22 protein-coding genes are annotated in these 26062 nt (G+C 63.8%); 18 read left to right on the top strand and 4 right to left on the bottom strand.

Annotation, left to right across the window (positions count from 1 at the left end; genetic code table 11):
- The first annotated feature begins 25 nt into the window (after positions 1-25).
- From DAAJ005_RS12870 to DAAJ005_RS12860, 3 genes are all read left to right on the top strand, one after another.
- On the top strand, positions 26-1384 hold the full coding sequence (locus DAAJ005_RS12870) for an acyl-CoA dehydrogenase family protein (protein ID WP_151847462.1): 1359 nt from the start codon (positions 26-28) through the stop codon (positions 1382-1384).
- 263 nt (positions 1385-1647) lie between these two features.
- Positions 1648-2577 carry a hypothetical protein gene (locus DAAJ005_RS12865; protein ID WP_151847461.1) on the top strand — a complete coding sequence of 310 codons (930 nt, stop codon included), beginning with the start codon at positions 1648-1650 and terminating at the stop codon, positions 2575-2577.
- 203 nt (positions 2578-2780) lie between these two features.
- A complete protein-coding gene (locus DAAJ005_RS12860) occupies positions 2781-3572 on the top strand; it encodes an amino acid ABC transporter permease (RefSeq protein WP_151847460.1) in 792 nt (263 codons plus the stop codon).
- Positions 3573-3699: 127 nt separating this feature from the next.
- On the opposite strand, the gene pnp is transcribed toward DAAJ005_RS12860, so the two are convergent.
- A complete protein-coding gene (gene pnp, locus DAAJ005_RS12855) occupies positions 3700-5868 on the bottom strand; it encodes a polyribonucleotide nucleotidyltransferase (protein ID WP_151847459.1) in 2169 nt (722 codons plus the stop codon).
- 505 nt (positions 5869-6373) lie between these two features.
- Here pnp and DAAJ005_RS12850 point away from each other — a divergent pair.
- The 4 genes from DAAJ005_RS12850 to DAAJ005_RS12835 all read left to right on the top strand — a co-directional run bounded on the left by DAAJ005_RS12850 (position 6374) and on the right by DAAJ005_RS12835 (position 11449).
- Positions 6374-7048: a TetR/AcrR family transcriptional regulator gene (locus DAAJ005_RS12850; protein WP_226342416.1), complete on the top strand. Its 675-nt coding sequence runs from the start codon at positions 6374-6376 to the stop codon at positions 7046-7048.
- A 248-nt stretch (positions 7049-7296) separates the two neighbouring features.
- Complete coding sequence (locus tag DAAJ005_RS12845) at positions 7297-8982, top strand: bifunctional UDP-sugar hydrolase/5'-nucleotidase (protein WP_151847457.1); 1686 nt, start codon at positions 7297-7299, stop codon at positions 8980-8982.
- Positions 8983-9207: 225 nt separating this feature from the next.
- A complete protein-coding gene (gene malQ, locus DAAJ005_RS12840; RefSeq protein WP_151847456.1) occupies positions 9208-10734 on the top strand; it encodes a 4-alpha-glucanotransferase in 1527 nt (508 codons plus the stop codon).
- A 142-nt stretch (positions 10735-10876) separates the two neighbouring features.
- A complete protein-coding gene (locus tag DAAJ005_RS12835; protein WP_151847455.1) occupies positions 10877-11449 on the top strand; it encodes a cob(I)yrinic acid a,c-diamide adenosyltransferase in 573 nt (190 codons plus the stop codon).
- Here the strand turns inward: DAAJ005_RS12835 and DAAJ005_RS12830 are convergent.
- A complete protein-coding gene (locus DAAJ005_RS12830) occupies positions 11446-12912 on the bottom strand; it encodes a PLP-dependent aminotransferase family protein (protein WP_151847454.1) in 1467 nt (488 codons plus the stop codon). The genes DAAJ005_RS12835 and DAAJ005_RS12830 overlap by 4 nt on opposite strands.
- A 17-nt stretch (positions 12913-12929) precedes the next feature.
- Here DAAJ005_RS12830 and DAAJ005_RS12825 point away from each other — a divergent pair, with 17 nt between their 5' ends.
- The 5 genes from DAAJ005_RS12825 to DAAJ005_RS12805 all read left to right on the top strand — a co-directional run bounded on the left by DAAJ005_RS12825 (position 12930) and on the right by DAAJ005_RS12805 (position 18169).
- On the top strand, positions 12930-13376 hold the full coding sequence (locus DAAJ005_RS12825; protein WP_151847453.1) for a GNAT family N-acetyltransferase: 447 nt from the start codon (positions 12930-12932) through the stop codon (positions 13374-13376).
- On the top strand, positions 13373-14029 hold the full coding sequence (locus DAAJ005_RS12820; RefSeq protein ID WP_151847452.1) for a pyridoxamine 5'-phosphate oxidase family protein: 657 nt from the start codon (positions 13373-13375) through the stop codon (positions 14027-14029). Before DAAJ005_RS12825 ends, DAAJ005_RS12820 begins: the two co-directional genes overlap by 4 nt.
- A complete protein-coding gene (locus DAAJ005_RS12815; RefSeq protein WP_151847451.1) occupies positions 14026-14904 on the top strand; it encodes a DMT family transporter in 879 nt (292 codons plus the stop codon). Before DAAJ005_RS12820 ends, DAAJ005_RS12815 begins: the two co-directional genes overlap by 4 nt.
- An 86-nt stretch (positions 14905-14990) precedes the next feature.
- The gene (locus DAAJ005_RS12810; RefSeq protein ID WP_151847450.1) at positions 14991-16316 is read left to right on the top strand and encodes an aspartate aminotransferase family protein; all 1326 of its coding nucleotides are present in this window, start codon (positions 14991-14993) and stop codon (positions 16314-16316) included.
- Between the two features lie 158 nt (positions 16317-16474).
- Entirely contained in the window at positions 16475-18169 is a 1695-nt protein-coding gene (locus tag DAAJ005_RS12805; RefSeq protein WP_151847449.1) for a VanW family protein, read from the top strand.
- Between the two features lie 67 nt (positions 18170-18236).
- On the opposite strand, the gene DAAJ005_RS12800 is transcribed toward DAAJ005_RS12805, so the two are convergent.
- Positions 18237-18605 (bottom strand): hypothetical protein, encoded by a 369-nt coding sequence (locus DAAJ005_RS12800; protein WP_151847448.1) that lies wholly within the window; start codon positions 18603-18605, stop codon positions 18237-18239.
- Positions 18606-18749: 144 nt separating this feature from the next.
- On the opposite strand from DAAJ005_RS12800, the gene DAAJ005_RS12795 reads away from it, so the two are divergent.
- The 3 genes from DAAJ005_RS12795 to DAAJ005_RS12785 all read left to right on the top strand — a co-directional run bounded on the left by DAAJ005_RS12795 (position 18750) and on the right by DAAJ005_RS12785 (position 21011).
- A complete protein-coding gene (locus DAAJ005_RS12795) occupies positions 18750-19517 on the top strand; it encodes a sulfite exporter TauE/SafE family protein (RefSeq protein WP_075833938.1) in 768 nt (255 codons plus the stop codon).
- The gene (locus tag DAAJ005_RS12790; protein WP_226342415.1) at positions 19514-19780 is read left to right on the top strand and encodes a hypothetical protein; all 267 of its coding nucleotides are present in this window, start codon (positions 19514-19516) and stop codon (positions 19778-19780) included. The genes DAAJ005_RS12795 and DAAJ005_RS12790 overlap by 4 nt, the downstream gene beginning before the upstream one ends.
- 151 nt (positions 19781-19931) lie before the next feature.
- Positions 19932-21011 (top strand): hypothetical protein, encoded by a 1080-nt coding sequence (locus DAAJ005_RS12785; RefSeq protein ID WP_151847446.1) that lies wholly within the window; start codon positions 19932-19934, stop codon positions 21009-21011.
- A 4-nt stretch (positions 21012-21015) separates the two neighbouring features.
- Here the strand turns inward: DAAJ005_RS12785 and DAAJ005_RS12780 are convergent, their stop codons facing one another.
- Positions 21016-21663: a hypothetical protein gene (locus DAAJ005_RS12780; protein WP_151847445.1), complete on the bottom strand. Its 648-nt coding sequence runs from the start codon at positions 21661-21663 to the stop codon at positions 21016-21018.
- Between the two features lie 310 nt (positions 21664-21973).
- On the opposite strand from DAAJ005_RS12780, the gene DAAJ005_RS12775 reads away from it, so the two are divergent.
- From DAAJ005_RS12775 to DAAJ005_RS12765, 3 genes are all read left to right on the top strand, one after another.
- Complete coding sequence (locus DAAJ005_RS12775; RefSeq protein ID WP_151847444.1) at positions 21974-24319, top strand: 3-hydroxyacyl-CoA dehydrogenase/enoyl-CoA hydratase family protein; 2346 nt, start codon at positions 21974-21976, stop codon at positions 24317-24319.
- 73 nt (positions 24320-24392) lie between these two features.
- A complete protein-coding gene (locus DAAJ005_RS12770; RefSeq protein WP_151847443.1) occupies positions 24393-25562 on the top strand; it encodes a S9 family peptidase in 1170 nt (389 codons plus the stop codon).
- Entirely contained in the window at positions 25559-25882 is a 324-nt protein-coding gene (locus DAAJ005_RS12765; RefSeq protein ID WP_151847442.1) for a hypothetical protein, read from the top strand. Before DAAJ005_RS12770 ends, DAAJ005_RS12765 begins: the two co-directional genes overlap by 4 nt.
- Positions 25883-26062: the final 180 nt, after the last annotated feature.

Raw genomic sequence — 26062 nt, 5'->3', positions numbered from 1 at the left:
AATGCTGAACGCGGTACAAAGATGTATGACCAAATCTGCCCCCAATCCGATGGCCCTGCTCGCGCAGATCGACATGGACGCCCTGGGCCGCCTGAGCCAGAAGGTGGACCTGCCCGCCCTGCTGAACGCCGCGTCAGGCATGAGCGAGGGCCAGCTCAAGCAACTGACGCGCATGCTGGCGGGCGGCAAAGAAGACAAGGCCAGGGAACTGCCCGAGGCCAACGGCGACTTCTACGGCCAGATGGACACCCTGACCGGCGAGGAGCGCGAGGTGGCGATGGTGACGCGCAAATTCATGCACGATCACGTTGCCCCAATCATGAACGAACACTGGAGCCGCGACGAATTCCCGCAGCAGATCATCCCCGAACTGCGAAAGCTGGACCTGCTGCGTAAAATCTGGAACGAGGACGGCAGCCGCAAACCCAACGCCACCGTCATTGAAGGGCTGATCACGCTGGAAGGCTGCAAAGTGGACGTGTCCACGGCGGTGTTCTTTGGCGTCCATGCGGGTCTGGCCTTCGCCAGCGTCGCGCTGGGCGGCGATGACGTGCAGAAGGCGGAATGGCTGCCCAAGATGATGGATTTCGAGGCCATCGGCGCGTTCGGCCTGACCGAACCCGAGGGTGGCTCGCAGGTCAGCCAGGGCATGCGGACCACCTGCAAGCGCGACGGCGACAGTTGGACCCTGCGCGGGCAGAAGAAGTGGATCGGCAACTCCACCTTCAGCGACATGACCGTGGTGTGGGCGCGTGACGTGGATACCCAGGAGGTGCGCGGCTTCATCGTGCGCGCCGGAACGCCGGGCTACAGCGTCGAGAAGATTGAGGGCAAGATCGCCCTGCGGATCGTGGAAAACGGCCTGATCACCCTGGACGACTGCCGCGTGCCGGACAGTGACCGCCTTCAGAACGTGCAGGGCTGGCGCACCACGGCGGAAGTCCTGAAACTGACCCGCGCGGGCGTGGCGTGGCAGGGCGTGGGCTGCGCGATGGGCGCGTATGAACTGGCCGTGAAATACAGCCAGGAACGCGAGCAGTTCGGCAAGCGTATCGGTGAATTCCAGCTCATCCAGAACCATCTGGTGCATATGCTGGGCAACGTGACCAGCATGTTCGCGCTGTGCCTGCGCCTGAGCCACATGGCGGATGGCGGCGACATGAAGGACGAACACGCCGCGCTGGCCAAGGTCTTTACTGCCGCCCGATGCCGCGAAACGGTAGCCTTTGCCCGCGAAACCTTCGGCGGCAACGGCATCCTGCTGGAATATGGCGTCGCCAAGCATTTCGCCGACACTGAGGCGATCTATTCCTACGAGGGCACCAACGAGATCAACACGCTGGTGGTGGGCCGCGCCATCACCGGACTCAGCGCTTTCGTCTAAACGCCCAGATATGAAAAGGGATGAGAGTCAGATGCACTCATCCCTTTTTTCATGCTTCTTCTTTAAGCCATTCTCAACACAGTGTTTCGCTGTTCCACACGACGTTTTCATATGAGCAGCACGTTAAGTGTAGGAATGCACGCTGTTCTGGCCGGGACGGTTAAGTTGGGGGACATGAAAGGCGTTCCCCACAACCACAACGGTTCGGGAGCGCGGCGCTGGGCTGGCCCCATATTCCCCAGTCGGGCGCACAAGGAGTAAGTATGACCCTGAACCGTGACTTCAATTCCCACCGACTTTCCTGGCGCGGCATCATCGCCGGTCTGGTGGTTGGACTCGTCTCTATCCTCACCATCATCGCGCTGGGTCTGGTCATCACCGCCCTGACTGGCCTGAGCCTGAGCGGCGTTGGCATTGCCGCCGCCATCTGGACGGGTATCGCCGCGCTGGTGGGCGCGTATCTGGCGGGCCTGACTGCCGTGCGCTCCAACGCTCCGGCCAGCCGCGACGGTGTGGCCGCCATGACCAGTGACGACGCGGGCCTGACCGGCCTGGTGATGGGCAGCGTGCTGGTGCTGCTGACCACCCTGTTCGCCTTCAACAGCGCCTCGCGCATCGTCGGTACGGCCACCAGCGCCATCGGCGGTCTGGTGGGTACGGCTGCCACGGCCACTGCTGCTGCTGGTGTGGGCGGCGCGCAGGTGCCTGGCATCCAGAGCTTCTTCAACGGCATCACCCCTGCCGACGCCGAAGGGCTGATTGCCGACAACACCAATCTGGATCAGGAGCAGGTCACTGCCAGCGCCAACGTGATCTCTGGCATCGTGCGCCGCGCCAGCAACGATCTGGGCGACGTGGACCTGACCAACATCGGTGACTTTGCCACGGCCCGCGTGGACTCGATCAAGAAGGCCCTGAGCGGCCCGCAGTTCGTGACCCGTCTGGAGCGCCAGGGGCTGAGCAACGCCCAGGCCACCGAAGTGCAGACCGAGGTGAACAAGTCGGTGGACCGCATTCAGAAGCAGGCCGAGCAGGCCGCCAAGAACGCTGAAGCTGCTGCCCGTGGCGCGGCCAGCACGGCAGGCTGGGGCTGGTTGCTGGTGGCTGGACTGACCCTGCTGGCAAGTGTGTTCGGTGCGCGCAGCGCAGCCACCACCCCTGTGACCAACGTCGCCGCCCGCCGCCCCAACTAAGCACTCTCCCAACCAAGCACTCTCAGAGTAGGACCTTTCAAGGCTGCACCTCCGATCGGGGGTGCAGCTTTTTTGGTGTCGCTGGCTTTGCCAGAGCGGGTGCACCTGAACGAATTTGCGACGGCGAACGTGACCTGTGGCATCATCGGCGAAATGAAACTCAGCTCTCGTCCCCGTCTGCCCCTGCTGCCAGAGCGCCGCATATGACCGCGCCGAAAGCCTTTCGTCCTCCCGCAGCAGGCGGCCCGTCCATCTTCCTGTGGCTGCTGGGGGCGGTAGCTGCCTTCCTGGCCCTGTTTTTCGTGATCACCTTCGTCCTGCGCCTGATGCCCGATCCGATTGGCCCGCGCGCCGATCTGTTTGCAGAGGGCGCGCGCGTCACCGTGCAGCTCACGGTGGTCAGCGGCCTGATCGGGCTGGTGATCGGCATGATCGCGGGGATTCAGAAGACCAGCGAAAACGCCTGGGTCCGTGCGCCCGCCAACTTCTTTATTTGGTTGGTGCGCGGCACGCCGCTGCTGGTGCAGATTCTGTTCGTGTACAACGCGCTGCCCGGCATCCTGGCGGCCATCGGCATCAACCTGCAACTGGATGAATTCTGGTCTGCCGTGATCGCCCTGTCGCTGAATGTGGGTGCGTACAATGCCGAGGTGATCCGCGCAGGCATCATGGCGATTGCGCGCGGCCAGACCGAGGCGGCCCGCAGCCTGGGCCTCAGCGGCGCGCAGACCATGACCACCGTGGTGCTGCCGCAGGCGCTGCGGATCGTGGTGCCGCCTCTGGTCAACAACATCGTGGCGCTGCTCAAGGATTCCTCGCTGGCGTCCAGCATCGCCCTGCTGGAACTCACGTTGGCCGGATCGCGTGTCAGCTCGGAAAGCTTCCAGCCCATCCCAGTGCTGACCACCGTGGCCGTGGTGTATCTGGCCCTGACCACCGTGCTGACGCTGTTCACGGATCAGTTGGAGCGCCGGACCAAGATTGCGAGTCGGTGAGAATGGGGCGCGGTGCGAGTTTTATAGATCAGCCCGCAAACCAATAAAAAAGAGCCACCTCTGTGATTGGGGTGGCTCTTTTCTCTCCTATCTTTCAAGCAAGGCCAGGAAGCCCCGACCCTTTCCCTCAGTCCCGGCGGGGAGGCCTTCCGCCCCTGTCGCCACCACCAGAACGCGGCGGACGCGCTTCACGAGGGGCGATCTTATCTTCCAGCTCGGGGCGGATCAGGTCGATCTTGCCCCGATCATCCACCGCCACGATCTTCACGCGCAGCTTGTCGCCCACGTTCATCACGTCTTCCACGGCGTTGACGCGTTCCTCGGACATCTGCGAGATGTGCAGCATGCCGTCCTGACCGGGATACAGGTTGATGAATGCCCCGAACAGCGTGGTCTTGACCACCGTGCCGTCAAATTCTTCGCCCGCTTTCGCTTCACGGGTGATGCTCATGATGCGGTCGCGCACGGCCTCGGCAGACGCACTCTCGGCGCTGAACACGCGCACGGTGCCGTCCTCCTCCACGGTGATCTGCGCGCCCATCGCTTCCAGCTCGCGGATCTGCTTGCCGCCCGGCCCGATGACCTTGCCGATCAGTTCGGGGTTGATCTTCAGGGAAATGATGCGCGGCGCGGTGGGGGACAGTTCCGGGCGCGGCGCGGCCAGCACCTCGGCCATCTTGCCCAGGATGTGCAGGCGTCCGTCGCGGGCCTGCGCCAGCGCCTCACGCATGATCTGCGGGGTGATGCCGCCCACTTTGATGTCCATTTGCAGCGCGGTGACGCCCTCTGCGGTGCCGCAGACTTTGAAGTCCATGTCGCCCAGCGCGTCTTCCAGGCCCAGGATGTCAGTCAGGACGCGGTACTTGTCGCCCTCCATGACCAGACCCATCGCCACCCCGGCCACCGGGGCCTTGATCGGCACGCCCGCGTCCATCAGCGCCAGCGTTCCGGCGCACACGGTGGCCATTGAAGATGAGCCGTTGGATTCCAGCACTTCACCCACGATGCGGATGACATACGGGAACTCTTCAAAGCTGGGCAGCACGGCGCGGATGGCCCGCTTGGCGAGGTTGCCGTGACCGATCTCGCGGCGCGACTGCCCGCCCATGCGCTTGACCTCGCCCGTGGAGTACGGCGGGAAGTTGTAGTGCAGCATGAACTTGTCGCCCGTCTCGGCGGTCAGGTCGTCCACCAGAATCTCGTCACGCTCGGTGCCCAGCGTCGCCACGCCCAGCACCTGCGTCTCGCCGCGCGTGAAAATGGCGCTGCCGTGGGCGCGGGGCAGGGGCCGGGCCTCAATCCAGATGGGGCGCACGGTTTTGGAATCGCGGCCATCGGCGCGCATGTCATCTTCCAGAATCAGGCGGCGCAGTTCTTTCTTCTCCACCTTGTTGAAGGCGTTCTTGAGGGCAGTGATGCGTTCCTTCGCGCCCTCGGCGTCGGGATCAGGCTCGTACCCGGCGATGATGTCGTCGCGCAGGGCCTTGGTGCGGGCGCTGCGCTCCTTTTTCTTGACGGTCAGCAGCGCGTCCTTCAGGCCGCCCGCCTTGGCCTTCTCGGTCAGTTCAGGGACCAGATCAGTGGTCAGGTCGGTTTCTTCCAGGAAGTTGAATTTCTCCTGGCCCATCTCCTCGCGCATGGTCTCGATCAGCGAAATGACGCCCTGCATCTCGGCGTGGGCGAACTCGATGGCCCCCACCAGATCGTCTTCGCTGGCGTTGTGCGCCCCGGCTTCCACCATCATCACGGCGTCACGGGTTCCGGCCACCACGAGGTCCATAGGGCTGCGGGCCAGTTGCTCCACGGTGGGGTTGATGACGTACTGGCCGTCAATCTGGCCCACGCGCACGCAGGCGGTTGGGCCAGCCCACGGAATGTCGCTCAGGCTCAGGGCCGCCGAGGCACCCACGGGTCCCAGCACGTCCGGCGAGTTCTGACCGTCGGCGCTGATCACGGTGATGATCACCTGGGTTTCATGGCGGTAGGTCTTGGGGAACAGCGGGCGAATTTGGCGGTCCGTGATGCGTGCGCCCAGAATGGCCTTCTCGCCGGGGCGGCCCTCGCGGCGGTGAAACGATCCCGGAATCTTGCCCACGGCGTAGTGGCGTTCCTCGAATTCCACGGTCAGCGGCAGGAAATCCAGCGTGCTTTTGTCGTCGCGGGCCTGGGCGGTGACCAGCAGCATGGTGTCGCCGTAGCGCAGGGTGACGCTGCCGCTGACCAGCTTGGCCAGTTTGCCGGTCTCGATGCTCAGCTCGCGCCCGCCGAGCATGGTGGTGTAGGTTTTTCCAATCATGAGGGGCAGTCTATCCCGCACGGTCCCCCGTGAAGAGGGTCCTGCACCGCCGTGGGATCGCGGCAACTCTTCATGGATTGACACGGATTGCGGCGGCTGTCGGCTTTGGCCTGGGTGGAAGGCCAGGTACCGTCTTGCGTGGAGCGCACAACATCAGGAATACACGGTGCGGTCATGCATGCCCCAAGTTCACGCCACCTCGTCTATGCCTCGGATCAGTGGAACGTCGATTGTCCAGAGACCCGTCTCCACAGCTAGACTTTTAGATACGGGCCTCCAATACAGGGCGGAGTGCGTCGGACACGATCTGCCCACCACCTCTGCTCAATTTTTAACACTGGAGCTTTCGCCGTGTGGTTCGGGCACGCCTCCTGTGCGGCATTGGGCAAACCTCCTCAATTCATTGAGTGGACCCCCATTAAGGCTGCGAGTGAAGCACTTAACAGCGGTGGGGCGGTGCTGGAGTCTATGTTCAGCCCTCATGACCACTCATTCACCTCGTCCCATGCGCGCGCGCAGTCTGGCTGAAAAGCAGCAGCGCCGGGCTGATATTCTGTGCGCCGCTGAAGATCTCTGGACCACCACCCCCTATGCGGACCTGAGCATGAATCAGGTGGCCAGCGCCGCACAGCTTGCCAAAGGCACCCTGTATCTGTATTTCGACACCAAGGAAGAACTGTTCCTGGCGCTGGTAGACGGCCATCTGGCCGCCTGGATCGCCCGCGCTGCCGCGACCTTGGAAGAACGTGGCCCCCGCACGCCACCGCAACTGGCCGACGCGCTGCTGGAGGCCGGGCAGGATTCCGAGTCGGTGCGCCGCCTGCTGGTTTTGCTGGGAACGGTCCTGGACCGCCGGGTCCGCCCGGAACTGCTTCAGGACTTCTATCAGAACCTGAATGCGCATCTGGAGCGTCTGCTGGCGCTGATGCCGCTGGAACGTGAGGTGTCTGTGCGCGTGCTGCGTCACCTGTACGCCCTGGCCATCGGCTGGCAGCACCTGTCCGAGCAGCCCCAGCAGTCTCAAACCCGGTCCCAGCCCCGGCCCGGCGGCGCGCAGAGTGATCCGGTGCAGGGCCTGAGCTGCGTGCTGAACATCAGGCAAAACGCCGCCGAAGAAGAATTCGGGCTGGCAGTACGGGCCGTGATTGACCGCGTGACCCGCGTGGCTACGCCTGCCTGAGCTGGAGTGTTGGCCACCCCGTCCACCTCCCCTGCGCTCCTCTCCCAACTGGGAGGGGAGTTTTTTCTGGCCCTTCCGCCCCGTTCTATCCCGCAGGTTCAGCAAACTGGCAGACCAGATGCAGGATGGTTCCGCCTATCGCCGCAGTCCAGCATCAGCGGACAGGCCCTATTCCAGGTCTGGTGCTGGTCTGCTGGTTTTTGTGATCCTGATCCGCAGCGGATGAGAGGCGCTTATGATGGACCCCCATGAAAAGAAATCTCTTTCTGATCGGCGCAGCCCTGACGCTGTCCTCGTGCAGCATGATGTCCAAAACCGCAGAGCCGGTAACGGTGACGGTGGTGGGCCTCAACGACTTCCACGGCAACCTGGAAGCCACCAACTTTTCGGGGGTGATGATTCCCGATCCCAAGGACCCCACCAAACAGGTTCGCCTGCAAGCGGGCGGGATCGAGGCCATCGGCGGCTACCTGGACCAGGAGCGGGCCAAGAATCCTAACCTGATCTTCGTGGGGGCTGGGGACGTGATCGGGGCCTCGCCCATCACCAGCAGCCTGCTGCGTGACGAACCCAGCACCATCGCCATGACCAAGCTGGGCATGAAGTTCAGCTCGCTGGGCAACCATGAGTTCGATCAGGGCCTCAAGGAACTGATGCGGATGCAAAACGGCGGCTGCGACAGCAACGACATGGCCAAGGCCTGTAAGTTCGAGAACCCTTACCCCGCTGCGGGCTTCAAGTGGCTGGGCGCGAACGTGGTGGACAAGACCACCGGGAAGCCTGTCTTCGAGCCATACGCCGTCCAGGAAATCGGCGGCGCGAAGATCGGCTTTATCGGCGCGGTGCTTCAGGGCACCCCCAGCATCGTCAGCCCCGACGGCATCAAGACGCTGGACTTTCTGGACGAGGCCAGCAGCATCAACAAGTACGTTCCCGAACTGAAAAAGCAGAACGTGGACGCCATCGTGGTGCTGATCCACCAGGGCGGCACGGCCAAGGACGGCTTCTCGGAGCCAGCCTGCGGCACCCTGACCGGCCCCATCGTGGACATCGTGAACAAGCTGGACCCGTCTATCAAAGCGGTGGTCAGCGGGCATACCCACCAGGGCTACAACTGTCTGGTGGGAGGCCGCGTGGTCATCCAGGGCGACTATTACGGTCACCTGCTGCAACGCCTGGACCTGACTGTCGATAAGGCCAACCACAAGCTGCTCTCGGTCAGCGCCGCCAACGTGGTCATGGACACCCGCACGCTGCCCAAGGACCCGGCCATGACCGCCATCCTGACCCGCGCCAAGACACTGACCGACGCCGTGAAGGGCACCCCGGTGGGCACCCTGGCCGTCGCCAGCATCAGCCGGACCAACAACGCGGCGGGCGAGAGCGCGCTGGGCGACGTGATCGCCGACTCGCAACTGGCCGCCACCGCCGACAAGGGGGCCGTGATCGCTTTCATGAACCCCGGCGGCATCCGTGCGGACCTGATGGCCAGTGCGGCGGGCAATACCGCCACCTTTGGCGATCTGTTCACCGTGCAGCCCTTCGGCAACACGCTGGTGGTCATGGACCTGACTGGCGCGCAGATCAAGACCCTGCTGGAGCAGCAGTTCGACAACCCTGACGCGACCAGCAGCCGCATCTTGCAGGTCAGCAAGGGCTTTGCCTACAGCTATGACAGCACCGCTGCCAAGGGCAGCCGGGTGGACGCAGCCAGCATCAAGCTCGGTGGCGAGACCATCGATCCTGCCAAGACCTACCGCGTGACCATGAACTCGTTCCTGGCAGGCGGCGGCGATAACTTCGTGGCCTTTAAGGACGGCACCAACGTGCTGCAATTGCCCAATCTGGTGGATGTGGACACCGCTGTGTCCTACGTCAAGGCCAACCCTGGTCTGGCGGCGGGCGCGCAGGACCGGATCACCAAGACCAAGTAAGGGCTATGATTCGCGGCCTCTGACCTCTTGTAAATTCATCGACTGTGCGCCCTCACCCCGGCAAGGAGGTGGGGGCGCAGTCGTGTGCCGCCGGTCTTGACCGTCCCTTTGAAGGCGGGTTTCAGACCCGGCGCGTGTACTATCCTCGGCGGTATTGATTTGGCCACAGTTCAAGGATTGTGGAATCACTTCCAAACGCACTCACCCTCCCAGGAGGTTTTCTGTATGACCCAGCCCCACTTCACCCTGTCCCGTTCCAGCGGCGTTCTGCTGCACCCCACCAGCCTGCCCGGCCCCTACGGCATTGGCGAACTGGGCGTCTACGCGCGCAACTTCATCGACTGGCTCGCGGATGCGGGGCAGAAATACTGGCAGGTCATGCCGCTGGGGCCGACCGGTTACGGCGACAGCCCCTATCAGGCGTTCAGTGCGTTCGCGGGCAACCCGTACCTGATCGATCTGGCCACCCTGCGGAGCGAGGGCCTGCTGCACGAGACTGACTTTGCAGCCACGCCCGTTTTCGCCCCGGCCAGGGTGGATTTCGGCCTGCAATACATCTGGCGCAACCAGATGCTGGAGCGCGCCTACATCTCGTTCGTGGGCGGATTTGCTGAACACCTGACCCCGGATTTTGAGGCATTCAAGGCCGAAGAATCTGGGTGGCTGGACGACTACGCGCTGTTCACCGCCCTGAAAGCCGCGCACGGCGGGCTGCCCTGGAACGCCTGGCAACCTGCCGTGCGGGACCGCCAGCCAGAGGCGCTGGAACTGGCCCGCAGCGACCTGAACGTGACCATCGAGCGCACCAAGTTCATCCAGTTTCTGTTCTTTCGCCAGTGGAATGCCATCCGCGCCTACGCCCGCGAGCGGGGCATTGAGGTCATCGGCGATATTCCCATTTTCGTGGCGATGGACAGCAGTGACGCCTGGGCCAACCGCGATCTGTTCTACTTTGACGAACAGGGCCAGCCCACCGTGGTGGCCGGGGTGCCGCCGGACTACTTCAGTGAAACCGGGCAACTCTGGGGCAACCCGCTGTACGACTGGAAGGCCATGCAGAAGGACAACTTCGCGTGGTGGGTCGAGCGCTTCAAGGGCAGTCTCAAACTGTTCGACCTGATCCGCATCGATCATTTTCGGGGCTTCGCGGCGTCCTGGGAGATTCCCTTTCCCGCCGACACTGCCATGCACGGGCGCTGGGTGCCTGCGCTAGGACACGAGATGTTCCAGGCCGTGCGCGACGCGCTAGGTGTACTGCCGATCATCGCTGAGGATCTGGGTGTGATCACCCCCGATGTGGAGAAGCTGCGCGACGACTTCGAGTTTCCAGGGATGGCGGTGTTGCAATTTGCCTTCGGGGGCGGCGACTTCGCGGTCAACGACTTCCTGCCCCACAACCTGCGCGAGAATCAGGTGGTCTACACCGGCACCCACGACAACGACACCACGCGCGGCTGGTGGGTTCATGCCGAGGAACTGGAGAAGCACAATTTCCGTACCTACACGTCCTCGGACCCCAGCGAGACCACCTTCGTACCGCAGATGATGCGTCTGGCCTTCGAGAGCCGCGCCAATCTGGCCGTGGTTCCCTTGCAGGATGTCTTTAACCTGGGCACCGACGACCGCATGAACCTGCCCGGTACCACTGGGGACCACAACTGGACCTGGCGGTATCACGCGGGCGATCTCCGCCCCGATCTGGCGGCGAATCTGCGTGCGCTGACTGAGGAAACCGGGCGGCAGGGCAACTGAGCAATTGGTGAACTGGCCTGAAGTGGGGGAGAGGTGGCCTTCCTCCTCCACAACAAAATCAAGTTTCCCAAAGACCTCTCTCCAGCGGTCTTTTTTGCCGTTCCCACACCCCATGGCTCCCAAACCCACTACGCTGTGCCCCATGAAGCTCTACACCAAGACAGGCGACGGCGGCACCACTGGCCTTTACGGCGCGGACCGCGTGAGCAAGACGCACCCGCGCGTGGAGGCCTACGGCACTGTGGATGAGCTGAACAGCGCCATCGGTCTGGCCCGCGCCCACAACACCCGTAGCCACAAGCCAGACGCCACGCTGGACGCCGATCTGGAATACCTGCAAAACGCGCTATTCGATCTGGGCGCAGACCTCGCCACCCGCCCCGGCACGGTCTACGAGAAGAAGATCAGCCGGATCGACGCTGAAGACGCCGCTTTTCTGGAGGCGATGATCGACCGCTACCAGGAGGCCGCGCCGCCGTTCACTGGCTTTGTTCATCCCGGCGGCACGCCCGCCGCCGCCACGCTGCACATCGCCCGCACGGTGGCCCGCCGCGCCGAACGCGAGGTGATCCGCCTGCTGGAAGTGGAGGAGGCCAACAGGGAAGTGCAGATTTACCTGAACCGCCTGTCGGACCTGCTGTTCGTGATGGCGCGGGCCGCGAATCAGGCGGCGGGCATCGAGGAACACGCCTGGCTGGTCAAGGGCCGGCGTTAAGTTGTTCCAGAAATGACCTGAACGATCTCCCACGCGCCCGCTTCCGCCTGCTGAATGGTCAGACCGCCGTACCCCAGCAGCAGGGCGTTTGGTACGGCCCCGGCGAAGGTGTAGGTATCCAGCGTGGACACATGGACACCGCGCCCCGAGAGTTCGGCGGCCACGGCCCGCGCGTCCAGCGGCGGGGACAGGAACAGGCAGACATGTAACCCGGCCTCGATGCCGCCCAGCGTGGCGCGCGGGGCCAGCGGTTCCAGAATCCGGGTCAGCACTGCCCGCACCCCGGCGTGCCAGCGGCGCGTGCGGCGGATGTGGCGGTCTACCTCGCCCGTTTTCAGCAGATGCAGCAGCGCGTGCTGGACGGGCAGCGGGTGGCCCGAATCCAGCAAGGTGCGGGCGCGCACCAGCGTGGGCATCAGCGCGGGCGGGCCGATCAGGAAGCCCGTCCGCAGGCCCGGCGTCAGGACCTTGGATAGCGTGCCGAGGTAGAGGACCCGGCTGACCTGGGAATCCAGACTTGCCAGGGTGGGCAGGGGCGGCGCACCGTAACGGAATTCGCCGTCGTAATCGTCCTCCACGATCAGCGCGTCGTGCTGCGTGGCCCATTCCAGCATGGCCAGTCGGCGCGGCACGCTCATGCGCCCACCGAGGGGAAAGCTGTGGCTGGGTGTTACGTAGGCCAGCCGGGCGGGCGGCGTTTCGGGGGTGATGATGGGGCCGTCCGCATCCTGTTCCAGCGGGATCAGGGTGTGTCCGGCGTCCAGAATGGCCTGCCGCGCGGCGCGGTAGCCGGTGGCCTCGAACAGTACCGCAGAGGCGGGGGGAAGCAGCCGCAGAATCAGATTCAGGGCCTGGAGGCTGCCCGCCGTGACCAGCACGCGCTCTGACGTGGCACCCAGCCCGCGCGAGCGCCCCACGAACGCGGCCAGCGCCGCGCGCAATTCCGGTTCCCCTGCCGGATTGCCGTAATCGCCCGGAACGTCGGCCCGCGCCGCAGCCGCCCATGCCTGTCGCCACGCCCGGATGTCCAGCGTGGCTGTCGTCGCCACCCCGGCCCGGAAGTGGATGCCTCCGGGCTGACGGGGACCGTCCACGGGGGCACCTTGCGGGGGCACGAACCAGCCGGGTGCGCCGCCGCCCACAGCTCTGGCCTGTGCCGCGCCCAGCGAGACGCGCGTTCCCTGTCCCACCGCCGTCTCCAGCGTACCGTCGGCCACCAGTTCGGCGTAGGCGTCGGCCACCACTCCACGCGTCACGCCCAGTCCGGCGGCCAGCGTGCGTGAACCGGGCAGGGTCAGGCCCGCTGGCAACGCCCCTGACAGCGCCGCTGCCCGCAACTGTTCGGCCAGTTGCGCGTGCAGGGGTTGCTCCACGCCGCGTTTCAGATTCAGCGCAATGGGCAGATCGCCCGTGAGTGGACTGCTTTGTTTGGTCTGAAGTGGAGCTTTTTGGGGGGCCACCATCGGGCTAGTGTAGGGGAATGAACCATGTTCGCGCCATTTCCGCCGCTGACGCTGCTCTGGCTCTGCCCGCCCTGCGTGAATTGCGTTCCCACTCGCCCGCACTTGAAAATGAGGCGAGTTTTGCCGCACATCTGGCCGCTACCCAGGCCAAGGGCTACCGACTGGCGGGCGCGTTCGAGAAGGGACGCACGGACGCTGCCGCCGTAGCCGGATACCGCGTGATGGAGATGCTGGCTTATGGGCGAATCCTGTACCTGGATGACCTGTCCACCCTGCCAGACGCACGGGGCAGGGGTCACGCCCGCGCGCTGCTGGAGTGGCTGGACGCCGAGGCGTTGCATCTGGGTTGCGTTGCCCTGCACCTCGATTCCGGCGTTGGCCCGGCCCGCTTTACCGCCCACCGTCAGTACCTCAAGCACGGTATGAACATCACGGCACATCACTTTGCGAAAGAGTTGCCGTGACCGATTTCTACGATCCCCAGCAGCGTGACCCGTCCGTCAGCCGCCGCCCGCAGAATCGCCGCGACGACGCCTGGATTCAGGAATTGCTGGCCCGCGTGGGCATCGGACGGGTGGCCACCGTCTGGCAGTCGGAGGACGGGCAGCCTTTCCCCTTCATCACCACGCTGGCCTTCGCCTACCGTCCCGAAGCGCACGACATCGTGTACCACACCAACATCACTGGGCGGCTGTGGGCGAATGTGGGCCAGAGTCAACACCTGGGCCACCCCACCACCTTCGAGGCCACGGAAATCGGGTGTCTGCTGCCCAGCAACAATCCGCTGGAACTGAGTGTGCAGTACCGTAGCGCCGTGGCCTTTGGCACAGCCCGCCTCCTGACAGACCGGGAGGAAGCCCGTGAGGCTTTGCGCGTTCTCTCCGAAAGGTTATTTCCTGACCTGCGGATCGGCCAGCAGACCCGCCCGATTCTGGACGCCGATCTGGCGTGCACCAGTGTCTACTCGCTGGCGGTGGAACGCTGGAGTGGCAAGGAAAACTGGCAGCCCATGACTGATCAGACCGAAGACTGGCCCGCTCTGACGCCGGAACTGGCCCGCCTGCGTCCTGCCATTCCCAACCCTGCCGTGCCCGATCCCGCTAGAGTCAGGCCGTGACCCGTCAGGACGCCTTCCAGCTTTTTCTGCTCTCTGCCGTGTGGGGCATCTCGTTTCTGCTGATCAAGTGGGGCGGCGAGGTCTTTCCGCCGCTGTGGATGGCGCTGCTCCGGTGCGTGTTCGGTGCGGCGGTGCTGTGGATGGCGCTGCGGTTGGGCCGCCACACCCTGCCTCCTGCCAGCCTGTGGAGACCGCTGCTGCTGGTGGCCTTTTTCAACAACGTAGTGCCGTGGACCTTTTTCGCCTGGGGTGAGCAGACCGTGTCCAGCAACATTGCGGCCATCCTGAACGCCACCACGCCGCTGTTCACGCTGATGATCAGCTTGGGCGTGCGCGAGATTGCTCCCAGCGCCCGCGTGATCCTGAGCGTGCTGCTGGGTCTGGGCGGTGTGGGCCTGACCGTGGCAGGAGGGCTGAGCGGCGGCCATGCCTCGGCGCTGGGCGTGGGCGTGTTGGCGGCAGCGGGGTTGGGGTATGCGCTGGCGACGGTGGTGGCCAAACGCACGCTGGGTGGCCAGAATCCGGTGGGGCTGGCGACCACCCAACTGTCGCTGGCCGGGCTGATGCTGCTGCCCGCCGCACTGCTCGGCCCCGTGCCGTCCGCGCTGACTTCACAGGCTGTGCTGTCCATGCTGTTTCTGGGCGTGTTCGGCAGCGGTTTTGCCTACCTGCTCTACTACGGCCTACTCGCGCGCGTGTCCAGCACGCAGGTCACCGCCGTCACCTATCTGCTGCCCGTCTGGGGGCTGTTCTGGGGGGCGGTGGCCGGGGAGCGGGTGGGCCTGCTCTCGGTGGTTGGTGTGGGCGTGATCCTGGCCGGGCTGGCGCTGCTGAATCTGCGGTCCAGACGCCCCCGCCAGCCTGCCCCGGCCTGACCTGTGGCTTCCTCTGACCGATAGGCTGGACACCTTACCGACTTTCCCATTGACGACGCCTACACTGAAGGCACACGGAGGATTTTATGACCGCAACCCCTGAAAGCAAGACCAACAGCAAGTGGCTGGACGCCGAGATGAAGTACGACAGTGGCGTGTACAACAAGCATGAAGTGGTGATGGTGCGCGGCTTGGGCGCAACGGTGTGGGACGAGAACGGACGCTCGTACATCGACTGCGTGGCGGGCTACGGCGTCGCCAACATCGGCCACAGCCACCCGGACGTGGTGGCAGCCATTCAGGAGCAGGCGGGCAAGCTGATGGTCATGCCCCAGAGCGTGCCCAACGACAAGCGCGGGGAGTTTTTGCAGGAACTGACCAGCGTGCTGCCTGCTGGCCTGGACAGGGTTTTCCTGTGCAGCTCCGGCACGGAAGCGGTGGAAGCGGCCAAGAAGTTTGCCATCACCGCCACCGGGCGCACCCGCTTCGTGAGCATGAAGCGCGGTTTTTCGGGCCGCACGCTGGGCGCACTGGCCCTGACCTGGGAACCCAAATACCGCGAGCCATTCGGCGCGGCGGTGGACAACGAACACGTTTCATTCGTCACCTACGGCAACATTGAAGAACTGCGGGCCGCCATCACCGAAGACGTGGCCGCCGTCATCATGGAGCCGGTCCAGGGAGAAGGCGGGGTGCGGCCCAGCAACGTGGAGTTCTTGCGGGCGGCCCGCGAGCTGACCCGCGAGAAGGGTGCCCTGCTGATTCTGGACGAGATTCAGACCGGGTTTTGCCGCACGGGCAAGATGTTTGCCGTGGAACACTTCTGCGCCCAGGAGTGCCAGGACGCCGACGGCATTCGCTGCGGCTGCAAAGTGGACAGCCAGTGTCAGGTGGTGCCCGACGGCATGACGCTGGCCAAGGCGATGGCTGGGGGCGTGCCCATCGGGGCCTTTGCCATGACCGCCGCCGTGGCCGACAAGATGCCCGCAGGCGGACACGGCACCACCTTCGGCGGCAACCCGCTGGCGATGGCCGCCGGCATAGCCGCCATCCGCGCCATGAAAAATGAGGGCATGGCCGAGCAGGCCCGCGAGAAGGGCGCGTACTTTATGGACCGCCTGCGCGCCATCGACTCGGCCAAGATCCGCGAGGTGCGCGGCATGGGCCTGATGATCGGGGTGGAACTCAAGGAAAAGAGTGCGCCCTACATCACCGCCTTGGAACATGACGAGGGCGTGATGGCGCTGGCCGCCACGCCGCTGGTGGTCCGTTTCCTGCCCCCGATCACCATTACGAAAGAACAGATCGACACCGTGGTGGACGCCTTTACGCGCGTGTTGAACGGCGTCAATCCCCGTGCCGAGCGTCAGGCCGAACTGGCCGCGCAGGCCGAGGAAAAACAGAGCGAGTAACCTCATCTGTTAATGAGGCTGGAGGCGGGTCTGCGGACTGGCCTCCAGCCTTTTTTGATGTCCGTGTAGGGCGAACAGGGGCGCAATACAGCCGGAAAACGCGACAGAGTGTGGAAATCCCTCAAATTGTGGGGGTGAACTTCCTTACACTGTGAGGCGTGAAGTTCTGGTTAGTGGGTATACCGATGGTGGCGCTCCTGGGTGGGGCGCTGGCCATGGGCGTTGCGGCAAGTTCCGATGAAAAACTCGCGCCGGGCCTGAGCGTGGCCGGGGTGGATGTGGGCGGCCTGACGCCGCAGCAGGCTATTGCGGCTCTCGGTGAACGCGCCGCTGCCGCCCCGCAGGTCACGGTCGCGGCTGGGCCGCAGACCTGGACCCTGGGGGCCGATCAGCTCGGCTGGCACGCCGACGCCGCAACCAGTGTGGCCGCCGCCGAGAAGGTCAGTGCGGCCCGCACCCTGGTGGAGCGCGTCAAGGGTATGGTCGGTCAGGAGCAGCCGCAGAACTTTCCGCTGATCGCCGCTGTCGATCCTGCTGTGGCCAAGGCCGCCCTGTCCAGCCTCACTGCCAACCTGAACGTGCAGCCGAAGAACGCTGCCGTGGCTTTTAACAAGACAACCCTGAAGTACGCCGTGACAGCCAAAGACGCGCCGGGTCGCCAGTACGATGCGGCCACCGCTGCCAGCACCTACGCGGCCACGCCCACCGCCACCAGCATTCAGATTCCAGTGAAGGAGTGGGAGGCGCAGTACACCGCCGAGGCCCTCCAGAACTACGCCGATCAGGGCAATGCGCTGATGCGGCCTTTCGGCGTCACGCTGGACGGAACCACGCGCAAGGGTGTGCTGACCCCGCTGCAAGTCGCCAACCTGTACTGGGTCAGGCCGCAGGGGATCGTGGCAGACGAGCCGGCCATGAAACGCGCCTTCGCGCTGCTGACGGGTGTGATCGATCAGCCCGCACAGAATGCCCGCTTCGCCTTCAAAGGCAGCGCTCTGGTCAAGGTACCCGAACAGGCCGGGCGCGTGACCCAGACCTCGGCCTACGCGGCCTTCCAGACGGGCGTGCTGGACCCGTCCAAATCCAGCGTGGTTCTCGCCTCCAAGAAGGTCCGTCCGGTCCTGACCGCCGCACAACTGCCTGACGCCAGCAAGCTGACCCTGATCCACACGGGAGTCAGCACCTACTACCACAGCAGCCCCGAGCGCCGCACCAATGTCGCCAACGCCGCCGCCAAGATCAACGGTGCGGTGGTTCCGGCGGGCGGCACCTTCAGCTTTCTGGCCAATCTGGGGGGCATCACTGAGGGGAACGGCTTCGTGGGTGGCCTGATCATCGCGGATGGGCGGACGGTGGACGGTCTGGGAGGTGGCGTGTGTCAGGTCAGCACCACAGTGTTCCGCGCGATGTACGGCGCGGGGCTGCCTGTCGAGGAACGCAACCAGCACAGCTACCGCGTGGGCTACTACGAGCCGCAGGTGGGCTTTGAAGCCGCCGTCTACGATCCGGGCCTGGACCTCAAATTTGGCAACGACACGGGCGGCCCGCTGCTGATCAAGACCATCAACAATGACGCGGCCAGCCGACTGGAAGTGCAGGTCTGGGGCATCAAGCAGGCGCGTACCGTGACGGTCAGCCCCGCCGTGATCCTGTCTCGCACGGCGCACCCTGCCCCCAAATACGTGGTCAATCCGAACCTGCGCCCCGGCACCAGCAAACAGGTGGACTGGGCAGCGGACGGCTACAACCTCTACATCACCCGCACCATCAAGGATGCCAGTGGCGTGCGGACCGATAAGACCAGCACGGTCTACAAGCCCTGGCAGGCTGTGTACGAGGTAGGGCCGGGCTGAGCTGGAAACAACATATGAGCGTGGGCCAGAAGTTTTTCTCTGGCCCACGCTTACTTTTGAAGACGGTTTATTTGATGGGTTTGCGGACGGCGGCCATGATCAGCGAGAAGGCGGCGATCACGACAAGGTAGCTGAGCAGCGAGGCGGCGGGGCTGAAATTGGGACTCAGCACGTCCAGCGAGAACTTGTAGATGGCAAAGGGGACGGCCCAGCCCATGGCAAAGTAGGCGGCCCGGCGCAGAAAATCGCGCGCGACGGCGGCCTGCGGAAAGTAGAACATCGGCACCAGCATGGCTGGAATCAGCAGCAGTTGCACCAGATAAAACCAGATGGGCAGGTTGGCAAAGCCGTATTCCACGCCACCGAAGACGATGTTCAGCGCGCCGATGATCAGACCCGTGATCAGGGCGGTGCGGGGGAGAAAAGTAGGGTTCACATCCTCCATGCTGCCACAGCAGGCCGGAGTCAACTGTCCGCCGGGGGTCCAACCCGTCAGCGGGAGCGGCGCGGCAGACTTCAGGACGGACAGACAGGACTCCTGGCCCTCCCGCCGTGTTAGCCTCTGGGCCGTGATGCAACCTTGATTTCCGCGTTGACGCTGGCCATGATCGGTGTGGGCCTGCTGGCTGGGGTGCTGGGCGCGATCCTGGGCCTGGGGGGCGGCGTGGTGGTGGTGCCCGCCCTGGAATTCGTGCTGCCGCGCTTCGGGCATGCCGTGACCATCGGGCAGGCCGTGGCGATCAGCCAGATCGGGGTGCTGGCGGTGGGCCTTTCCGGGGCTGCCGCGTATCTGCAACGCGGTCTGGTGCGCGCCCGCACCGGCTACCTGCTCTCGCCGTACACCATTGCGGGCGGCGCGGTGGGCAGCTTCCTGGGCCTGGTGCTGCCCGCGCGGGCGGTGGCCACCGTGTTCGCTTTGCTGCTGCTGTACTCCTCTTACAACCTGCTGCGCGGATTGAAGCGGGTAGAGGCCGAACGTGAACCCAGCCGACTGGTGACCCCCGCCATGACCTTCGCCGGAATCATGAGCGGCCTGCTGGGCATCGGCGGCGGCACCGTGCAGGTCCCGGTCCTGAACCTGATGGCCGGGGTCCCGATCCGCGAGGCGATTGCCACCAGTACCTTTATCATGGGCCTGACTGCCGTGGGCAACGCGCTGGTGTATCAGGCCGGGGGGCTGCTGGACCTGCGGCTGGCCGGTGGAGTGGCGCTGGGCGTGTTGATCGGCGCGCGGGCGGGGGCTGGATTACAGAGCCGCATTCCCGCTGACCGATTGAAGCTGGTCTTCAGCCTGTTGCTGATCTTTACCGCCATTCAGTTGCTGTGGAAGTACTGGGGGAGCGCGTGACCGACAAATCTGCCGAAATTGCGGGCCTGCCGTCCTGGCTGTATCCCGCCGGATTCTGGGTGGGCGTGGCGCTGCTGGCGGTGGGCGTGCTGTTCCCTGGACTGGCTGCCGTGGGCGTGGCCTGGATCGGCGCGGTGCCGGTGCTGGCGGCGCTATGGGTGGCGGTGACTGCCTGGAACAGGGACCGCCGCCTGAGTGTGGCTGCATTGCTGGCCCTGGCGGGACTGGTGGCAGTCTTCTTCGTCAAGCAATTGATCAACTGACACCAGCTTCGATGAAATCTGTTGCAAAAGCGGGTTGATTCGAGGACGGGTTGATCCGAGTGGACGCGGGGAGAAGAGAGACGGGTTCCGCGCGTGGCGTGCAGGAAGCGGTGCTGGTCCGCCACGCTGCCTTTCCCGCTACCCTGAGCGGATGCGCCTGCTGCTTCTTGTCCTGCTGATCTCACTGGCCTGTGTCCAGACGGCTTTTGCCCAGACCACGCCCGAAGCGCTGGCCGGGGCACTGCAAGCTGCCGCGCGGGCCGGGGACGCTTCCGGCTACCAGAGACTGCTGCACGCAGAGGGCACGTTCGCGGTGGAAGGCCCCAATTTTGCCGCCGATCTGGGACGGGTGCCGCAGCCCACCGCCACGTACCTCTTTTCCGGGATCAGGTTGGATGGCCCACAGGCCAGCGCCCGCCTGAGCCTGAGCTGGGAGCGCGTACCTGGGCAGATGTCGCGGGTGTTGCTGCCGGTCACGCTGTTCAAAGTGGGCGAGGTCTGGCGCTACGGCGGCGAATCTCTACAAGCCTTGCCCGCCGGAAAATATTCGCTGCTGGCGCTGGACATGCCGGGTCTTCCAGAGCGGGCCGCCATCATCGCGCCATTGCTCTCACAGGCCGCTGTCCGCGTGCGTGACACATTGGGTATGGAAGTGCCAGACGCCGCCACCGTCAAGGTTTACCCCGATATGGCGGTCCTCAGCGCCAGCGTCGCCCTGTCGCTGCAACCCGTCGGCGGCTGGAACGAGCCGGGCGAGGCGATCAAGCTGGTGTTGCCGGGCGGCGCGAATCCCGATCAGGAACTGTTGCGCGTGCTGTCTCACGAATTCACGCACCTGAGCGTCTCGGCGGCGGCAGGCGAGGGGAAAGACAAGCGCATTCCCTGGTGGTTGCACGAGGGGCTGGCCGATTTCGTCTCAAGGGCGTACTGGACGCCAGGAGCCGCCGAGAGCCGCCGTGGTCGCGTGGCTGGATATGCCAAGGCAGACTGGGTACCGCTCTTTGAACTGGCCGACTTCAACGCCGTTCCCGAAAGCCAGTGGAAGTACGTCTACGCGCAGGGCCTGGGCCTTGTCGAATTTCTGGCCGATACCTGTGGCAAAGACGTCCCGATGCGTCTGGCACTGGCTTTTGCGGAGACTGGTGAGGCGGACGGAGCGGCACAGGCACTGGGCTTTGACTCTTTTTCAGACCTAGAGACGAAGACCCAGACGTGGCTGGTGGCCCGGTAGGCTGTTATTTCTTGCAGGTCAGGTCCACCCGGAACGACGGGTCTTTGACTGAGTAGTTCAGGCTGGTGCTGGCGATGCCCTGCGGATCGACGGGGACCACCAGCTTCCTGGGTTTACCGTCGCCCGCACCCGCCTCAAAGTCCAGCGTCGTCGTGAAGCCCTCACCGGGAATGAAAGCCCTGTCGCGCAATTCCAGCACGCTGTTGTTCACGGGAATCACTTTGCCGCTTTCCATTTGCAGGTTGTAGCCCAGGATGCCCGTGCCGCTGGTGCTGTAACCGCCCGTGGCACTGCCGAATTTCATTTCCACCTTCAGTCGCCACAGCGGCCCGCTCTGCACCACCGACAGTACCTTGAAGCGCCACACGCCGTTGAACAGTTGCTGATTCAGGCAGCCCTCGACGGCCCCGACTTCATTTGCGCCGCCGATGGGAGCCAGACTGACCACGTTGCCCCTGACGCTCACGCCGATGCCTGCATTTTTAAGGGCCTCGGCGCTGACATAGGTTTTGCCGCCCTGCATGATGGCGTCGCCGGAAACGGTCTTCCCGTTCCACTGGACGGTGTACGGGCCAGCCGCCAGCGCCACGGCAGCCAGGGCCAGCGGGGCGGTCAGCAAGTGGGCGGGGCGGGACCAGACAGGTGATTTCATAGTGGACCTCCAGTCAGCAACAAAGACAGCATAGAAGGGGGAACGTGATCGGTCCATGATCACGCTCCAAACCCCGTGCAGGATCGAACTCGCTCTCGGAACACGTAGGGGAGGCTGGAAGAATCGTGTGCTGGGACATAGGCATTGACGTTGCCGTAAACCGAAGGTGCAGACAGGCTGAACCAGACCAGATAAAGGTTTCGCCTCACTTCTGCGGTGGACAATGAACCCTGGCTTGCACTAAACTTTGAACCGAGTCTAAATTTATTGTTCCCACTCTGTCTTATTCGCCGTCTCTCTAGGAGGTTCCATGAAGATTCAGAAAGCTGCCGTAATTGGTGCGGGTGTGATGGGCGCTGCCATCGCCGCGCAACTCGCCAACGCGGGCATTCCCGTGATGCTCCTTGACATCGTGTTGGAAGGCAACCCGGACCGTAATTTTCTGGCGAAACAGGGGATTCAGCGTGCCCTGAAGGCCCGTCCCGCCGCCTTTATGGACAAGGCCCGCGCCGCCCTGATCACTCCTGGCAACCTGGAAGACGATCTGGCGAAACTCAAGGACGCTGACTGGGTGCTGGAAGCCATCATCGAGAAACTGGACGCCAAGCGCAGCCTGTGGGAGCGCGTGGAGAAGGTGGCTAAGAAGACCGCCATCATCTCCAGCAACTCGTCTGGTATTCCCATGCACCTGCAAATTGAGGGCCGAGGTGAGGATTTCCAGCGCCGTTTTGTGGGCGCGCACTTCTTTAACCCGCCGCGCTACCTGCATCTGCTGGAAGTCATTCCCACGCCCAAGACTGATCCCAAGATCGTGGAAACCTTCAGCGAATTTGCCGAAACCACGCTGGGCAAAGGTGTCGTCATCGCCAACGACGTGCCGGGCTTTGTTGCTAATCGCATTGGCGTGTACGGCATCATCCGCGCCATGAAGCACATGCAGGAGGCCGGGCTGACCCCCGCGCAGGTGGATCAGTTGACCGGACCCGTGCTGGGCCGCGCCAACTCCGCCACCTTCCGCACGGCTGATCTGTCGGGGCTGGACATCATCTACCACGTCGCCAACGACATCGGCAAGGTCACGCCTGACGACGAGGATTTCAGCTTGACTGACAGCTTCCGCACCCTTGTGGAAGACAAGAAGATGCTGGGCGACAAGACCGGCAGCGGCTTTTACAAGAAGACCAAAGATGAAAAGGGCAAGACCAAAATCCTGAACCTCAATCTGGATACGATGGAATACGAGGATCAGGGCCGCGTGAAGGTGGACGCCGTGGAAGCCGTCAAGGGCAAGCCGCTGGCCGAGCGCGTGAAGACCCTTTACACCGCCGAGGGCAAGGAAGGTGAATTCCTGCGCGGCGTGATGAACGACGGCTTCTGGTACGCCGCCAAGATGGCCGGAAATGTTTCCAACCGTTTGCAGGACATCGACAACGCGCTGAAATGGGGCTTCGGCTGGGAGCAGGGGCCGTTCGAGACGATGGACACTCTGGGCGTGCAGACCGTCATCGCCAATCTGGAAGGCGAGGGCCGCACGCTGCCGCCGCTGCTCCAGGCCATGAAGGACAGCGGGCGCGAGAAGTTCTATGAGGGTAACGAAACGGTTACTCCCGAAGGCCAGCCGACGAAGTACGAAGCGCCGTATTTCATCCTGACTGATCTTAAGAAAGACGCCTCCAAGGTGGTCAAGAAGCGCGGCGGGGCCAGTGTCATTGACCTGGGCGACGGCGTGTTGCTGGTGGAATGGCACGCCAAGATGAACGCGCTGGGCGAGGATCAGCTCCGCGCCGTGCAGGACGGCCACAAACTGGTGCAGGAGATGGGGTATGCCGGGCTGGTACTGGGCAACCAGGGCGAGAACTTCAGCGCCGGGGCCAACCTGCCGCTGGTGCTTTCGCAGGCGCAGGCGGACGAGTGGGACGAGCTGGACGACTCCATCAAGCAGTTCCAGCAGACGACAACCTCACTGCGTTTTTCCCCGCATCCCACCGTCGCCGCGCCGTTTGGGCTGGCCCTGGGCGGCGGCGCGGAATTCACGCTGCACGCCGATCATGTCGTTGCCTCGGCGGAGCTATACATGGGTCTGGTGGAAGTGGGCGTCGGCCTGATTCCGGGCGGCGGCGGCACCAAGGAAATGCTGTTGCGCTTCACCGATCAGTTGCACCCCGGCCAGCAGATCGGCGCAACCATGCTGCCCGCCGTGCAGCGTGCCTTTGAGTTGATCGGCACCGCCAAGACCTCCACCAGCGCCCTGGAGGCCCGCAATCTGGGCTTCCTGCGCGACACCGACACCATCGCCATGAACAAGAATCACATCATCATGGAAGCCAAGCGGCAGGTGCTGGCGCTGGCCCCCGGCTACGTGCAACCCATCCCCCGTCAGGACATCCCCGTGATGGGCGACGCCGCCATCGCCGCGCTGAAAAGTGCGCTGTATGGCATGCACCAGGGTGGATTTATCACCGATTACGATCTGGTGGTCAGCCACGAGCTGGGCAAGGTTCTCAGCGGCGGCACGGGCAACAACCGCACCGCAAAGGTGTCCGAGCAGCATCTGCTGGATCTGGAACGCGAATCCTTCCTGACCCTGCTGGGCAAGAAGGGAACGCAACAGCGGATTGACCACATGCTGAAGACTGGGAAGCCTTTGCGGAACTGAGTTTCCTCTCCCTCTCTGTTCGCAGGGAGGCAGAGCTGGAGTTTCACCTCGCCCCTTCGTAGGAGAATGCCCTGTGTCCATCCTCACCCGAATCCGCCAGATCAATCGCCGCCGCGCACTGGGCTGGGCTGCTTTCTCTTATACGGTAGCCGTCCTGAGCGGCGCGTTCCTGGGCGCAGAGATTACCCTGCGGTCCAAGACGCGGCGGGTGAAGGGCGAGTTCGTTCCGGTGGGGCGGCGGGGCAATTCGGTGTATCTGCCTGCCTCGCCGGAAACGCTGTCGCGCGGGGTGGTGGGCATCGTGCCGCTGCTGCCGAACAAGGGTCACGCGATTCTGGGGCCGCCCAAACTGGCCGGAACGCTGGTGCGGCGCGAGATTCTGGAGGAGCGCGGCGTGCTGCCCAACGGTTCGCTGGCGTGGGTCTCCACCTTCGTCTATAACGGCACGCCGCAGCAACTGGGCATCCCGTTCCAGCACACGGCGGTTCATACGGAAGTCGGGGAGATGCCCGCGTGGCACATTCCCGCCGTGTCGGGCGAGAAGGATGCCATTGCCATCGTCATTCACGGTCACGGCGGGCAGCGGGCGCAGGCGCTGAGGATGCTTCCGGCGTTGCGGAGGGCAGGGGTGGCCTCGCTGTTCGTCACCTTCCGCAACGCGCACGGTGCGCCGCGTGTGGGCAAGGGCTACCTGAGCCTGGGCGACGGCGAGGCTGCCGACGTGATTTCCGCGCTGGAGTGGGCTAAAACTGCCGGGTACAAACGGGCTATCCTGTACGGCTTCAGCATGGGCGGTAACGTCGCGCTGTGCGTGCTGCGGCCCCGGTATCAGCCGTATCCGATTCCAGTGACGGGCGTGGCGCTGGATTGCCCGGCGCTGGACTGGCGCGACACCATCCGCAGCAACGGGCAGCGCTACGGCATTCCCACGTTTATGGCGCGTCACATCGGCAACTTCGTGCAGTTTCTGGTCACGCGGCGCAGCGGGCAGGATTTTGATGTGGTGGATCAACTGGCCGCCGCCCCCAGTTTCAACCTGCCCATATTGCTGTGGCACGGCACGCGCGACGCCACCATTCCCATCCGCCAGTCCGACGCGCTGGCCGCCGCCCGCCCCGATCTGGTGGAATACCACCGTGTGGAGGGGGCCAAACACATCCGCTGCTGGAACATCAATCCGCAGAAATATGACGCGGAGTTGGAGGCGTTCATAGCGAGGGTTTTGCCGGGGGTGAAGGTATGACTCCTGAAGAACTTTGTGTATCGCGGGCATTGGATTCGCTCTGGGAGAAGTTTCGGAGTAGCTCTCTGGCTCAATCTGAACAGCTTCAGAAGAAAAATCTAGTTGAGTCTAAAGGCGAAACATCTTGGACAGGTTCATTTGCCGAAGGTGAAATCCATGCCTCGTCTACCATTGAATTAAAAGATGCGGAGGGTCTTGTCTTCTGCTGGAACTTAAATTTTATATACGAATGCGAGCCAAATCGGTTGGGCAGGTTTCTATATTGGGGAATGGTCCGTGGCGAAGTTTGCATTCTGACTTACACAGAATCAGTTACCTAAAAGTCCATTTATCTTATTGGTGATGCCGATTTGCTGACCGAGCCTGGTAAGACCATTCAGCTTGCAGACTTAGGCAGTTTTTCTCAAGGAATTTCAGCTCTAGCCGAAGCCTGTTTGCAAGACCTTGAACATGCATACCAAAATAATTTATTTCCGAAAATTATTGAACTAGCATCGGAA

The organism is Deinococcus sp. AJ005 (assembly GCF_009017495.1).
Taxonomy (GTDB): Bacteria; Deinococcota; Deinococci; order Deinococcales; family Deinococcaceae; genus Deinococcus.
This window is presented reverse-complemented; position numbering and strand designations above follow the sequence as displayed.

Bases quoted from the DNA above. Each gene is read 5' to 3' on its own strand.
- DAAJ005_RS12870 (WP_151847462.1), top strand. From the start codon at position 26: ATGACCAAATCTGCCCCCAATCCGATGGCCCTGCTCGCGCAGATCGAC.
- DAAJ005_RS12865 (WP_151847461.1), top strand. From the start codon at position 1,648: ATGACCCTGAACCGTGACTTCAATTCCCACCGACTTTCCTGGCGCGGC.
- DAAJ005_RS12860 (WP_151847460.1), top strand. From the start codon at position 2,781: ATGACCGCGCCGAAAGCCTTTCGTCCTCCCGCAGCAGGCGGCCCGTCC.
- pnp (WP_151847459.1), bottom strand. From the start codon at position 5,868: ATGATTGGAAAAACCTACACCACCATGCTCGGCGGGCGCGAGCTGAGC.
- DAAJ005_RS12850 (WP_226342416.1), top strand. From the start codon at position 6,374: ATGCGCGCGCGCAGTCTGGCTGAAAAGCAGCAGCGCCGGGCTGATATT.
- DAAJ005_RS12845 (WP_151847457.1), top strand. From the start codon at position 7,297: ATGAAAAGAAATCTCTTTCTGATCGGCGCAGCCCTGACGCTGTCCTCG.
- malQ (WP_151847456.1), top strand. From the start codon at position 9,208: ATGACCCAGCCCCACTTCACCCTGTCCCGTTCCAGCGGCGTTCTGCTG.
- DAAJ005_RS12835 (WP_151847455.1), top strand. From the start codon at position 10,877: ATGAAGCTCTACACCAAGACAGGCGACGGCGGCACCACTGGCCTTTAC.
- DAAJ005_RS12830 (WP_151847454.1), bottom strand. From the start codon at position 12,912: ATGGTGGCCCCCCAAAAAGCTCCACTTCAGACCAAACAAAGCAGTCCA.
- DAAJ005_RS12825 (WP_151847453.1), top strand. From the start codon at position 12,930: ATGAACCATGTTCGCGCCATTTCCGCCGCTGACGCTGCTCTGGCTCTG.
- DAAJ005_RS12810 (WP_151847450.1), top strand. From the start codon at position 14,991: ATGACCGCAACCCCTGAAAGCAAGACCAACAGCAAGTGGCTGGACGCC.
- DAAJ005_RS12785 (WP_151847446.1), top strand. From the start codon at position 19,932: ATGCGCCTGCTGCTTCTTGTCCTGCTGATCTCACTGGCCTGTGTCCAG.
- DAAJ005_RS12780 (WP_151847445.1), bottom strand. From the start codon at position 21,663: ATGAAATCACCTGTCTGGTCCCGCCCCGCCCACTTGCTGACCGCCCCG.
- DAAJ005_RS12775 (WP_151847444.1), top strand. From the start codon at position 21,974: ATGAAGATTCAGAAAGCTGCCGTAATTGGTGCGGGTGTGATGGGCGCT.
- DAAJ005_RS12765 (WP_151847442.1), top strand. From the start codon at position 25,559: ATGACTCCTGAAGAACTTTGTGTATCGCGGGCATTGGATTCGCTCTGG.